Genomic DNA, 12,442 nt, shown 5'->3' with positions numbered 1-12,442 from the left:
TACGAGACGATCACGCGGGCCCGGGTGTGGGTGCGGTCACAGGGTCCGCGTGGCGCCCGCCCCGGCCCCGGTCCCGGCCCCCGCGGGGGCGGCTCGGGTGCGGGCGGACGCCGCTGCTCCTACGCTCGAAGGTGAGGGTCATCCGCGCGGGCGGCCGCCCGCGCACGGGGAGGACGGGAAGGAACCGCATGACTGTCGATCCGTCCGAGCCGGACACGTTCCCCGAGGAAGAGGACACCGTGCTCGACGAGGAAGTCCCGGAGGCCGACGCGGCCGAGCAGCACACCGACCTGCGCCCCGGGGAGGACGAGCCGCTCAGCGGCATCACCCACGAGGCGGCGGACGAGGGAGACGCCTCGGAACAGGCGCGAGTCGTCACGCTGGACGAAGACGACTACCGCTGACGACACCACCGACGACCAGCACCGACCACGACCACGGCCCACGACCACCGACGACAATCCTCCGCCGACTACCGCTGATTTGTTCGGTTTAATCTTGAATCGCCTGTCGACCCAGGCGTCCGGTCCGTGAAATTCTGCGTCCGCACCGCGCACACCCGGGTTACCCAAAAGTACGATGGCCGCGCGGCGCGACAGCGCACTGGATCGAATTCTTGGGAGGCCGCGTGAGCGCCATCGAGCAGACAGAGGCAGCACGCCCTCGCGGTACGCGGCTGCCGCGCCGTGCCCGGCGGAACCAGCTGCTCGGCGCGGCCCAGGAGGTCTTCGTCGCCCAGGGCTACCACTCGGCGGCCATGGACGACATCGCCGAGCGGGCCGGGGTCAGCAAGCCGGTGCTCTACCAGCACTTCCCCGGCAAGCTGGAGCTCTACCTGGCCCTGCTCGACCAGCACTGCGAGTCCCTGCTCCAGTCCGTCCGCACGGCCCTCGCCTCCACCTCGGACAACAAGCTCCGCGTGGCGGCCACCATGGACGCCTACTTCGCCTACGTCGAGGACGAGGGCGGCGCCTTCCGGCTCGTCTTCGAGTCCGACCTCACCAACGAGCCGGCCGTGCGCGAGCGGGTCGACCGGGTGAGCCTCCAGTGCGCCGAGGCGATCTCCGAGGTCATCGCCGAGGACACCGGCCTGTCCAAGGACGAGTCGATGCTGCTCGCCGTGGGCCTCGGCGGCGTCTCGCAGGTCGTGGCCCGCTACTGGCTCTCCAGCGAGTCCCCGATCCCGCGCGACACGGCGGTCTCCCTCCTCACCTCGCTCGCCTGGCGCGGCATCGCGGGCTTCCCGCTGCACGCCGTCGAGGGCCAGCTGAGCGCCGAGGGCCACTGACCGTCTCTTTGTTCCCGGGCACTGTTCGCTCCTGGCGTGCCGCCACTGAGCCGTGCGCGTCCCCTCACCGGGCTAATGTGTGCAGCGTACGGCGCGGGTTCATCGCGCATGGCTGACCGTTCGGAGGGACATAGCCGTGGAGGTCAAGATCGGCGTGCAGTACGCACCCCGGGAGATCGTTCTGGAGAGCGGGCAGCCCGCCGAGGACGTGGAGCGCGCCGTCGCCGACGCGCTGTCCGGCAAGGCGCCGCTGCTCAGCCTCGAGGACGAGAAGGGCCGCCGGGTCCTCGTCCCGTCGGACAAGATCGCGTATGTCGAGCTGGGCGAGGCCGCGGTGCGCCGCGTGGGCTTCGGCACGCTCTGAGCCCTGGCTCTCGCCGCTGAAGGCGACGAGGAGGCCCGGAAGGACACCCGTCCTTCCGGGCCTCTTCGCGTACCTCCGTCCGGGTGGCGCCGGGGGCGTGCCGGGGGGCGCCCCCGCCGCCTGGTTCCGGCCGCGGCCGACGTGTGTACGGGGCGTCCCACCAGGGCGGAGGGAGGATTGCGTTCCGGTGGCCCGGGGTAGGAGGGGGCTTGACCGCACCACCCGCCCCGCACCCCCCGCGAGGTGATCCACCCGTGTTCCTGGAAGCCCTCGGTTCCGCCCTGCTCGGACTCGCCCTGGCCTGGGCCGCCGCGCACCGCCTGCCCGACCGCCTGCCCGTCCGGAGGACCGTCCTCCTCACCGGTGCGCTCGGCGCCGTCTTCGGGGCGCTCGTCACCCACGGGGCGCTCGGCCCCGGCCACTTCCTCGCCACCCTCGTCGGCGCCGTCGCCGTGGCGGCGGTGCTGCTCTCGCTCCTGGTGCGCCCGGCCGCCCGACGGCTGCGCCGATCATCCTCCGCCGCGTACTGAGCCCGTAGCGGCGGGACGGGTACCGGCCGAGCGCCCGCCGGTGAAGCGCCTGCCGACCGCGAACGGCCGCGTGGCCCGGGACCGTCCGGGTCCCGGGCCACGCGGCCGTCGCACGCGGGGGCTCAGGCCGCCAGGCCCAGCGCCGCCATCCGCTTGGTGTGCGCCTCGGTGATCCGGGAGAACATCCGGCCCACCTCCGCCAGGTCGAAGCCGTCCGCGACCCCGCCGACGAGCATCGTGGAGAGCGCGTCGCGCTCCGCCACCACCCGCTGGGCCTGCGAGAGCGCCTCGCCCATCAGACGGCGGGCCCACAGCGCGAGCCGGCCGCCGACGCGCGGGTCGGCCTCGATCGCGGCGCGGACCTTCTCCACGGCGAAGTTGCCGTGGCCCGTGTCGTCGAGGACCGCGAGCACCAGGGCGCGGGTGTCCGAGTCGAGGCGGGCCGCGACCTCGCGGTAGAAGTCACTGGCGATCGAGTCGCCCACGTACGCCTTGACCAGGCCCTCCAGCCAGTCCGACGGGGCGGTCTGGCGGTGGAAGTCGTCGAGCGCCTTCGCGAAGGGCTCCATCGCCGCGGTCGGCTCGGCGTCCACGGCGGCCAGCCGGTCGCGCAGCCGCTCGAAGTGGTGGAACTCCGCGGAGGCCATCTTCGCCAGCTCCGCCTTGTCCTCCAGGGACGGCGCGAGCTTGGCGTCCTCGGCGAGCCGCTCGAAGGCCGCGAGCTCGCCGTAGGCGAGGGCGCCGAGAAGGTCGATCACGGCGGCGCGGTACTGCGGCTCGGCGGAGGCCGTGGCCCAGTCCTCGGCGGCGATGCCGGTGGGGCTGGTGTCGGCGTCGGTCCCGCCGGCGGGCGTGGCGTTGTCAGGCGTCTCCATGCACGGCACAATAGCCCGCCGTCCGCACCCCCGAAGGGGCTGGTCAGTCAGTGTGACCGTGCCCTCATCACCATTTCGCCCAACACACATGCGCGATTCCGGGGTACAGTGATATTGCGCCTGCCGAGTATGCGGACATGCTTTCGCACGTTCGGACGTACCCGGTGGGCCGACGCATGAATGAGGATGCCCGGTCGGTGGCCCGATCGGCTCCGGCCCGACAGCCCTTCCGGCGGACCCGCCGAAGGGTCCCTCAGCGGTACGACGCTCGAGCGGCGGCAGTGGTCCCGTGCCACCCGGCGGTGATCTTCCCCAGGATCCCGCGGGAAGAGCCCGGCACGATGAGACCCCCTTCGTTCGCCTCGTACCGCGTCTCACAGAAGAGGCAGCACCCTGACTACGTTCCGAGAGCTCGGAATCCTTCCCGAGACCGCCGAGGCGCTGGAAGCCGTCGGCATCGTCAATCCCTTCCCCATCCAGGAGATGACCCTTCCGGTCGCCCTCACCGGCACCGACGTCATCGGCCAGGCCAAGACCGGCACGGGCAAGACCCTCGGCTTCGGCCTGCCGATCCTGGAGCGCGTCACCGTCCCCGCCGACGTCGAGGCCGGCCGCGCGAAGCCCGAGCAGCTGACCGAGGCGCCGCAGGCCCTCGTCGTCGTGCCGACCCGCGAGCTGTGCCAGCAGGTCACCAACGACCTCCTGACCGCCGGCAAGGTGCGCAACGTCCGCGTCCTCGCCATCTACGGCGGCCGGGCCTACGAGCCGCAGGTCGAGGCGCTGCAGAAGGGCGTCGACGTCGTCGTCGGCACCCCCGGCCGCCTGCTCGACCTGGCGGGCCAGCGCAAGCTCGACCTGTCGCACGTCAAGACGCTCGTCCTCGACGAGGCCGACGAGATGCTCGACCTGGGCTTCCTGCCCGACGTCGAGAAGATCATCAACATGCTTCCGGCGACCCGCCAGACCATGCTCTTCTCGGCCACCATGCCGGGCGCGGTCATCGGCCTGGCCCGCCGCTACATGTCGCGGCCCACGCACATCCGCGCCACCTCGCCGGACAACGAGGGCGTGACGCACGCCAACATCACGCAGCGCGTGTACCGGGCGCACAACATGGACAAGCCGGAGATGGTCGCGCGGATCCTGCAGGCCCGCGGCCGCGGCCTCGCGATGATCTTCTGCCGTACGAAGCGCACGGCCGCCGACATCGCCGAGCAGCTCCAGCGGCGCGGCTTCGCCTCCGGCGCGGTCCACGGCGACCTCGGCCAGGGCGCCCGCGAGCAGGCGCTGCGCGCCTTCCGCAACGGCAAGGTGGACGTCCTCGTCTGCACCGACGTCGCCGCGCGCGGCATCGACGTCGAGGGCGTCACCCACGTCATCAACTACCAGACGCCCGAGGACGAGAAGACGTACCTGCACCGCACCGGCCGGACGGGCCGCGCGGGCAACACCGGTACGGCGATCACGCTCGTCGACTGGGACGACATCCCGCGCTGGCAGCTGATCAACAAGGCGCTGGAGCTCGACTTCGCCGACCCGGTGGAGACGTACTCCAGCTCCCCGCACCTCTACACCGACCTCGACATCCCCGAGGGCACCAAGGGCATCCTGCCGCGCTCCGAGCGGACCCGCGCGGGTCTCGCGGCGGAGGAGCTGGAGGACCTGGGCGAGCCCGGCGGCCGTCGTGGCCGTGGCGGCCGCGCCGAGGCCCCGGCCGAGGAGCGCCCCGCCCGCACCCGCACGCCGCGCCAGCGCCGCCGCACCCGTGGCGGCACGGAGGCCGAGGCCGAGGCCGCGCAGGCGACCACCGCCGCGCCGGAGACCGCCGAGGCCCCCGAGGCCGTCGACGGCCCCCGCCGTCCGCGCCGCCGCCGCACCCGCGGCACCGGCCCGTCGACCGGCGGCATCCCGGTCGCCGGCGCCACCCCGGTGACGCCGGCCGAGGCCCCCGCCGCGCCCGTCGAGGCCGTCGCGCCCGTCCAGGCCGCCGCCCCCGTCGAGGCCCCGGCCGACGAGCCGGCCGCCCCGCGCCGCCGCCGCGGTCGTGGCGGTCGTACGGAGACGGCTCCGGCCGCCGTCGAGACCCCCGCGGTCGAGACCCCCGCGGTCGAGACGCCCGTCCAGGCCGCCGCGCCCGTTCAGGCCGCCGCCCCCGTCGAGGCCCCGGCCGACGAGCCGGCCGCCCCGCGCCGCCGCCGTGGCCGCGGCGGTCGTACGGAGACGGCTCCGGCCGCCGTCGAGAGGGTCGTGGCGCCGGTCGCCAAGGCCGCTCCCGCCGCCCCGGCCCCCGCTGCCGCCCAGGCTCCGGTCTTCACGCCGCGCAAGCGGCGGGTCCGGCCGCGGGTCGAGGACACGGTGAGCTTCCAGACCGTGGAGACGGCCGCCGCCGAGCTGGCCGCCGCCCGCAAGCGGTCGGTCCCGGCCCAGGCCGCGGAGCAGCGCCCGGCGTCCCGCCCGGCCGCCACCGAGGCACCGGCCAAGGCGGCCCCGGCCGTCCAGGCCCCGGCCGCTCCGGTCCAGGCCGCTCAGGCCGCCGTCCCGGCGCAGGCCGTGGCCGCGCCGCCGCGCGCCCGGCGCCGGGCGACCCGTCCGGCCACCACCCCGGGCGCCGTCGTCGAGGCGGCTCCGGCCGTCGTCGAGGCCCCCGCGGCCCCGGTCGTGGAGGAGCCGGCCGGCCGCCCGCGCCGCCGTGCGGTCCGCAAGGCGTCCAGCCCGGTGACGACCACGGCCCCCGCCGAGGCCGTCGTGGTCATCCCGGCCCCGGTCGCCGAGCCGACCCCGGCCGTCGCCGAGCCGGCGGAGGCCCCGAAGGCTCCGCGCAAGCGGGCCGCCGCCAAGAAGACGGCCCCGGCCGCCACCGAGGCACCGGCCGCCACCGAGGAAGCCCCCAAGGCCCCCCGCAAGCGCGCCACCGCCAAGAAGGCCGCCCCGGCCGCCGAGGCACCGGCCGACACCACCGCCACCGCCACCGAGGAGGCCCCCAAGGCTCCCCGCAAGCGCGCCGCCGCCAAGAAGACGGCCCCGGCCGCCACCGAGGCACCGGCCGCCACCGAGGAAGCCCCCAAGGCCCCCCGCAAGCGCGCCACCGCCAAGAAGGCCGCCCCGGCCGCCGAGGCACCGGCCGACACCACCGCCACCGCCACCGAGGAGGCCCCCAAGGCTCCCCGCAAGCGCGCCGCCGCCAGGAAGACGGCCGCGGCCGTGGCGCCGGACGCGTCGGAGCCGCAGACCGCGACGCCGGCCCGTCGGCGCACGGTGAAGAAGGCCGTCGCCGCCGAGGCCCCGGCCGAGGAGGCGCCGAAGGCCCCGCGCAAGCGCGCCGTGAAGAAGGCCGCCCCCGCCCAGCCGGAGGCGTGACGCTCCGCCCGGACCGCCGGGCACGACGGCGGCCCGGCCCCCACCAGGGGCCGGGCCGCCGTCGTCGTACCGGCGACCGCCCTCCGGTTACAGTCCTTTCATGAGCAAGCCCCGCTCCCTGGCCCTCCCGCCGGGCACCCGAGCCCGCCGCCTCGACACCGTGCGCGGCGCGTTCGCCGTGCTCGACACGGCACCGGCGGGCGAGCGGCGCGGGACGGTGCTGATGCTGCCCGGGTACACCGGCAGCAAGGAGGACTTCCTGGCGCTGCTCGGCCCGCTGGGCGAGGCCGGGTACCGCGTCGTCGCCGTCGACGGGCGCGGTCAGAACGAGTCGTACGGCCCCCGGGGCCGCGCCGCCTACCGCCGCCGGGCGCTCGCCCTGGACGCGGTCGCGCAGGCCCTCGCGCTGGGCGAGGGGCCGGTGCACCTGCTCGGTCACTCCTTCGGCGGGATCGTCGCCCGCTCGGCGGCGGTGCTCGCCCCGCGCGCCTTCCGTTCGCTGACGCTGCTCTCCTCCGGTCCCGGCCGGGTCGCCCGCCCGCAGCGGGTCCGGATCCGGGTGCTGCGGGCCGGGCACGCGCTGCTGGCGAAGGACCGGGTGTGGCGGACGACCCGCTGGCTGGACAGCCGGGGCGAGGAGCCCGACGAGGCGGTCGACTCGGAGGAGGTGCTCGGCTTCCTGCGGCGCCGCTGGATGCTGACCAAGGTCGCCCAGCTGTCCGGCACGGGCCGGCTGCTGCTGCGCGACCCGGACGGCGCGGCGGAGCTGGCCGGCCTGGCGATGCCCGTGCACCTCGCGTACGGCTCCGAGGAGATGGTCTGGGCGCCCGCCGAGCTGGCGGAGGTCGCCACCGGCATCGGCGCGCACCACACGGTGGTGGAGGGCGCGGGCCACTCCCCCAACGTCTCGCACCCGCGCGAGCTGGCCGAGCGGCTCGCCGCCTTCTGGCAGCGGGTGGACGCCCCGGCCCACCGGGCCGCTCCGCTCAGTACTGCGCCCTGAGGTGCTGCCAGAAGCCGTCGCGCAGGGCGCGGCGGAGGGCTCCGTGGCCGCGCAGTGAGCGGCTGAGCCGGGATTCGGCCTCGACGAGGAGGTCCTGGTCGTAGCCGGCGGGGAGATACGGGTCGCCGGGCAGGAGTTCCGCGAGCCGGTCGCGGCCGCGTTCGCCGAGCCAGGTGGCGGCGATCTGGGCGCCGACGAAGCGGACCTCGTCGCGGGAGGGCGGCGGCTCGCTGTCGTTCTCGTACATCGTGACCGGGCGGCGGGTGACGTACGGCCGGCAGAAGTCGAGGTCGAAGGTGCGCTGGCTGTCGACCTCCCAGAGCAGCGCCTCGGCCTGGTTGGGGCCGTCGGCGGCCTCGATGCCCCAGAGGTGGACGCGGGCGCCGTAGCCCTGGGCGGCCTCGACGGCGGAGACCAGGTCCTCGTCGCCGCCGACGAGGGCGGCGTCGCTGATGGCGCGGTGGCGGGCGAGGGACTCCAGGTCGGAGCGGATGAGGGAGTCGACGCCCTTCTGCTGGTTGTTGGCGTTGAGGTTGCCGAGGCGGACCTTGACGTCGGGGAGCTCGGCGATGGACTGCTGTTCGGGGGTGTGGATGCGGCGGCGGGCGCCGTCGTACCAGTAGACGCGGAGCAGCCGGCTGTCGGCGAAGATCGTGCGGGCGGTGTCGATGAACGCCTCGATGAGGCCCTCGGCGTCGAGGTCGTAGGAGCGCCGGTCCTCGGTGCCGGTCACCAGCAACCCGGCGGAAGCATGGACGTAACCGGCGTCGACGAAGATGGCGTGGGTGGACGGGGTCTTCGCGACCTCGGCCAGCATCCGCGTCAGGAGCTCGTTGGTGCGCTCCAGGCGGGCGTCGAGCGCGGCGAGGGCGTCGGTGGGCGGTGCGGGGTTCATGGCGTCGTTCATCAGCCCTCATTGTCCGTCGTCGGCCGCGCTACCCGCCAGTAGTTAGCCATCCGAAAATTTTCCTTAGCGTAAGGAATGTTCTGGATGGTTCCGCTGTTGGAGACATACGTACGCCAGTTCTCCGCATGGAGGATCAACTCGGACGAAGGGAGAAGCCATGCGCTTCGAAATCCTGCGACTCGACGACATCGACGGCACGCCCGTCGACTCGACCGTCGTGGACGCCGCCTCCGTCAACCGGATCGTGCAGCAGGCCGCAGCGATCGGCCAGCGCATCTGGATCCGCCCCGCAGAGACCTCCGCCTCGTAACGGGGCAGGTCCACACCACGCACCGCGCCCCCGCGCGGACTCCGCCGAGGCGGAATCCGTACGGGGGCGCAGTGGTGTCCGGGCCCGGGTCAGGCGCCCTGGATCACCTGGGTGACGCCGTTGATGATCTGCTGCACGGCGATCGCGGAGAGCATCATGCCGGCGAGCCGCGTGACGAGGACGACACCGCCGTCCTTGATGACGCGGATGATCCCCAGCGAGAAGCGCATGGCCAGCCAGAGGACGACGTGCATGGCGGCGATGGCGCTCCAGACGGAGACCTGCGCGGCGGCGGTGTCGGCGTGCTGGACGGCGAGGATGACGGAGACGATGGCGCCGGGCCCGGCGAGCAGCGGCATGCCGAGCGGGACGAGGGCGACGTTGACGTCCTTGGTCTGCTTCGGCTCGTCGGTCTTGCCGGTGAGCAGGTCGAGCGCGATGAGCAGCAGCAGGAGGCCGCCCGCGATCATCAGGGCGGGGACGGAGACGTGCAGGTAGTCCAGGATCTGCTGGCCGAGGATGCCGAAGACGGTGATGACGCCGAAGGCGACGGCGACGGCCTGCCAGGCCATCCGGCGCTGGACCTTGGCCGGGCGGCCCGAGGTCAGCGCGAGGAAGATCGGCGTGATGCCGGGCGGATCCATGATCACGAAGAGGGTGAGGAAGAGCGAGCCGAAGACGGCGACGTCGAACACGGTGGGGTGCCTTGCGGTGAGGGTCGAACGGTGGGGTGTGGGGCACCGGACCGGAATTCAGGATTCCGGCACCGGCGCAGGAGTGCCCCGCCCCCGCGCGACGGACGCGCGGGGCCAGGGGCGGTACGGATACGGGCGCGGGCTGCCGTCGCACGACGACGGGAGGACGCGGAGGCCGGCGCGGGCGGCTCGGACCTGTCCGCCGGACCGGGCCCGAGGGCGCGTCCGGCCGGTCGGACCGGAGGCCGTCGGCGGACCGGGCCCGGGAGACGTCCCGGCAGGTCGGCCCGAGGCCCCGGCCGTCGTCGGCCGGCCCCCCGGGGCCGCGTCACACGACGGGCGAGCCCGGGGATCCGTCCGGCGGGTCGAGCCCCGGAGCCCGTCCGGCGGGTCGGGACCGGAGGACGCGCCCGGCGGGTCAGCCCTGGGTCAGGGCTCCGCCGGCGCCGGGGACCGGGAAGGCGCCGGTGGCACGGCGGGTGATCTCGCCGTAGATCTCGGGATCGGTGGTGTACTCGCCGAGCCGGCAGGTCTTGCGGCTGCCGTGGTAGTCGCTGGAGCCGGTGACCAGCAGGCCCAGCTCCTTCGCGAGCCCGCGCAGCCGCGCACGGGTGGGCTCGTCGTGGTCCATGTGGTCGACCTCGATGCCGTCGAGCCCGGCCTCGGCGAGCGCGGCGAGCGCGGACTCGGGCACCACCTGGCCGCGCTTGACGGCGCCCGGGTGGGCGAAGACGGTGACGCCGCCGGCCGCCTTCACGAGCCGGATCGCGTCCACCGGGTCCAGCTCGTGCTTCTGCACGTGCGCGCGGCCGCCGTCGGCGAGCCACTCGGCGGTGAAGGCCCCGGAGACGTCGGGGACGACCCCCAGCTCGACGAGGGCCTCGGCGACGTGCGGTCGGCCCACGGAGCCGTCTCCGGCGATCCGCTCGACCTGCTCCCAGGTGACGGGGACGCCGAGCTCCCGGAGCCGGGCCACCATGGCCCGGGCGCGCGGCACCCGGTCGTCGCGGACCAGCTCGCGCTCGGCGAGGAGGGCGGGCTCCTCGGGGTCGAAGAGGTAGGCCAGCATGTGCAGGCCGATGCCGTCGAGGCGGCAGGAGAGCTCGGCGCCGGGGACGACGGTCAGCCCCTCGGGCGCGGCGGCGATCGCCTCGGCGTGCCCGCGGGTGGTGTCGTGGTCGGTGAGCGCGACGACGTCGAGCCCGGCCGCGGCGGCGTGGCGCACCAGCTCGGCGGGGGTGTCGGTGCCGTCGGAGGCCGTGGAGTGGCTGTGCAGGTCGATGCGCACGACGCGGTTCTCCAGGGGCTCGGGCACGGACGAGTGACGCTCCAGCATAACGGGCGATACGCCCCCGCCTGTACGGGCCCCACCCGGCAGGCGCCCATTACGCGCCCCGGGGCGCCCGGACCGTCAGCCGAGCAGGCGGGGGGTCAGCGCGCCGCAGGGCAGGAGGTCGACCTCGGAACCCGCGTCGCGGAGGTCGGTGAGGACCAGCTCGTCGTACATGAGCAGCCCGGACTGCTCGGGCCAGACGATGGCCCAGAGCCAGAGCCCGCGCGCCTCGCCGGCGAAGACCGCGCGGTCGTGGGGGGTGCCGGTGACGTGCCACAGGGGGGTGGGACGGCCCGCGGCGAGGACCTTGGCCGCGGGCGGCTTGTCGATGGCCATGCCGGAGCCGGGGTCGGGGCCGTCGATGCCGGCGTAGCGGGCGCCGAGGCCGACGCCCAGCTCCTCGGCGACGAGCAGCAGCTCGCCGATGCCGCCGAGCGGGCCGGGCCCGGAGCAGGCCACGGCGGTGGCACGGCCGCCGCTGCGGTCGTCACCGGCGTACGCGACGCCGGTGAAGAGCCAGCCGACGGGCAGCGGCCAGGGCATCCAGACGGGCACGTGGGAGCGGTGCACGACGACGCCGAGGCCTTCGATGCTGGGCGGGATCACCGGCTGGAGCGGATGCACGGGTCCGTGTACGTCGCACTGCCAGGAGTCGGAGAAGAGACCGGGCGCCCTGACCCGCCCACCGCACTTCGGACAACTGGGTTCGCCCCTCATAGGGCTCAACGGTCCTCCCGCGCGCGCCTCCCGTCAAGAACGGCAGCGGCCGATCACCCGTCCGGCCGGGAGCGTTCACCCCGGCGCGCGCCGCCCCCGGCCCGGGGCCCGGACCGGGCTCAGTCCCGGGCTCGGTCCAGGACTCAGTCGAGGGCGACCGAGCCGCGCAGCGGGTCCCGCAGGTCCGTGCCCTTCGCGAGCCACCGCTCCTCCAGGGCCTGCGCGCCGTGCACCCGCTTCCAGGCGGCCTCGTTCGGCGTCATCGGCAGCAGCGGCAGGAAGCGCACCGGGTCCATCGGCTCGTCGAGCTCCAGGTGCTCCACCAGCCCCCCGGACTCGGCGACGAGCACCGAGCTGAAGCCGGCGCCCGGCCAGAGCGGGTCACCGAGGTCCAGCGAGGCGCCGGGGGCCACGACCACGCCCTCCACCTGAGGGGTGGCGGCGAGCACGGCGAGCGGGCGCAGCACCTTGTCGGTGTCGGCGCGCCCGAGGCGTACGGTCAGGACGAGCTCGGCGCGCGGGCCCTTCACCGGGTCGGCGAGGGCGGCGGTCGGGTCGGCCATCGGGGCGGCGGACATGCCGAGCGTGGCGTAGCGGACGAGCCCGGCCTCCGCGTCGACGAAGCGGAGCACCTCGATCCGGTCGGTGCCCAGGAACGTCACCGCGGCCCGCGCGTCCGGTTCGCCCAGGGCCGTACGCAGCCGGGCCTCGACCAGTGCAAGAACTTCTCCCATGCGGGGAGCATAGATCGCGTATGGAACGGGCAAAGTAAGGGATTGACCCTCGGTCGGCTGATAGTGTTGGCCACTGGTCGGGTTTCCCGACTGTGCGTCACACGTCATCCCTCACGAGGGACCGGCCGGAGGAGGTGGGACTGCGATGGACCGAAGTCGATCGGGCAGTACCAGCCGCTCTTCCGCCGCACCGCACCCGAGCCCGGTGCGTTCCCCCCTCCGGTGACCCCGGGTCCCTGAACCGCGGACCCCCCTCTCCGGCATCGCGTACGACGGAAGAGCGCCCCTCTTTGCCTGTCTGAGTTGCGAACGCCGTCACCGCGATCCTC

General features: G+C 74.7%; 13 protein-coding genes. 7 read left to right on the top strand and 6 right to left on the bottom strand.

Going from position 1 to position 12,442, the window contains the following annotated elements:
• Positions 1-188 precede the first annotated feature (188 nt).
• The 4 genes from AB0E19_RS16295 to AB0E19_RS16280 all read left to right on the top strand — a co-directional run bounded on the left by AB0E19_RS16295 (position 189) and on the right by AB0E19_RS16280 (position 2,182).
• On the top strand, positions 189-404 hold the full coding sequence (locus AB0E19_RS16295; protein WP_360606006.1) for a hypothetical protein: 216 nt from the start codon (positions 189-191) through the stop codon (positions 402-404).
• 224 nt (positions 405-628) lie between these two features.
• Positions 629-1,288: a TetR/AcrR family transcriptional regulator gene (locus AB0E19_RS16290; protein WP_360606004.1), complete on the top strand. Its 660-nt coding sequence runs from the start codon at positions 629-631 to the stop codon at positions 1,286-1,288.
• Positions 1,289-1,424: 136 nt separating this feature from the next.
• Positions 1,425-1,652: a DUF3107 domain-containing protein gene (locus AB0E19_RS16285; RefSeq protein ID WP_360606002.1), complete on the top strand. Its 228-nt coding sequence runs from the start codon at positions 1,425-1,427 to the stop codon at positions 1,650-1,652.
• Between the two features lie 254 nt (positions 1,653-1,906).
• Positions 1,907-2,182, top strand: a complete 276-nt coding sequence (locus tag AB0E19_RS16280) for a hypothetical protein (RefSeq protein WP_362179573.1) — start codon at positions 1,907-1,909, stop codon at positions 2,180-2,182.
• 122 nt (positions 2,183-2,304) lie between these two features.
• On the opposite strand, the gene AB0E19_RS16275 is transcribed toward AB0E19_RS16280, so the two are convergent.
• Positions 2,305-3,057, bottom strand: a complete 753-nt coding sequence (locus AB0E19_RS16275; protein ID WP_169087119.1) for a ferritin-like fold-containing protein — start codon at positions 3,055-3,057, stop codon at positions 2,305-2,307.
• Between the two features lie 483 nt (positions 3,058-3,540).
• On the opposite strand from AB0E19_RS16275, the gene AB0E19_RS16270 reads away from it, so the two are divergent.
• The gene (locus AB0E19_RS16270) at positions 3,541-6,414 is read left to right on the top strand and encodes a DEAD/DEAH box helicase (protein WP_362179569.1); all 2,874 of its coding nucleotides are present in this window, start codon (positions 3,541-3,543) and stop codon (positions 6,412-6,414) included.
• Between the two features lie 100 nt (positions 6,415-6,514).
• Positions 6,515-7,417 carry an alpha/beta hydrolase gene (locus AB0E19_RS16265; protein ID WP_362179566.1) on the top strand — a complete coding sequence of 301 codons (903 nt, stop codon included), beginning with the start codon at positions 6,515-6,517 and terminating at the stop codon, positions 7,415-7,417.
• Here the strand turns inward: AB0E19_RS16265 and AB0E19_RS16260 are convergent.
• A complete protein-coding gene (locus AB0E19_RS16260; protein WP_362179562.1) occupies positions 7,401-8,324 on the bottom strand; it encodes an NYN domain-containing protein in 924 nt (307 codons plus the stop codon). The genes AB0E19_RS16265 and AB0E19_RS16260 overlap by 17 nt on opposite strands.
• Before the next feature lie 157 nt (positions 8,325-8,481).
• Here AB0E19_RS16260 and AB0E19_RS16255 point away from each other — a divergent pair, with 157 nt between their 5' ends.
• Positions 8,482-8,634 carry a hypothetical protein gene (locus AB0E19_RS16255; protein ID WP_099054331.1) on the top strand — a complete coding sequence of 51 codons (153 nt, stop codon included), beginning with the start codon at positions 8,482-8,484 and terminating at the stop codon, positions 8,632-8,634.
• 89 nt (positions 8,635-8,723) lie between these two features.
• Here the strand turns inward: AB0E19_RS16255 and AB0E19_RS16250 are convergent, their stop codons facing one another.
• From AB0E19_RS16250 to AB0E19_RS16235, 4 genes are all read right to left on the bottom strand, one after another.
• Positions 8,724-9,329, bottom strand: a complete 606-nt coding sequence (locus AB0E19_RS16250) for a MarC family protein (RefSeq protein ID WP_362179558.1) — start codon at positions 9,327-9,329, stop codon at positions 8,724-8,726.
• Between the two features lie 418 nt (positions 9,330-9,747).
• Positions 9,748-10,617 carry a PHP domain-containing protein gene (locus AB0E19_RS16245; RefSeq protein WP_362180125.1) on the bottom strand — a complete coding sequence of 290 codons (870 nt, stop codon included), beginning with the start codon at positions 10,615-10,617 and terminating at the stop codon, positions 9,748-9,750.
• A 123-nt stretch (positions 10,618-10,740) separates the two neighbouring features.
• The gene (locus AB0E19_RS16240; RefSeq protein ID WP_362179555.1) at positions 10,741-11,379 is read right to left on the bottom strand and encodes a DUF6758 family protein; all 639 of its coding nucleotides are present in this window, start codon (positions 11,377-11,379) and stop codon (positions 10,741-10,743) included.
• Positions 11,380-11,522: 143 nt separating this feature from the next.
• Positions 11,523-12,113: a suppressor of fused domain protein gene (locus AB0E19_RS16235; RefSeq protein ID WP_362179552.1), complete on the bottom strand. Its 591-nt coding sequence runs from the start codon at positions 12,111-12,113 to the stop codon at positions 11,523-11,525.
• Positions 12,114-12,442 lie beyond the last annotated feature (329 nt).

The organism is Streptomyces sp. NPDC047974 (genome assembly GCF_040653375.1).
Taxonomy (GTDB): Bacteria; Actinomycetota; Actinomycetes; order Streptomycetales; family Streptomycetaceae; genus Streptomyces.
Note: the sequence above shows the minus strand (reverse complement) of the source record. Positions and strands in the feature narration are given on the sequence as shown.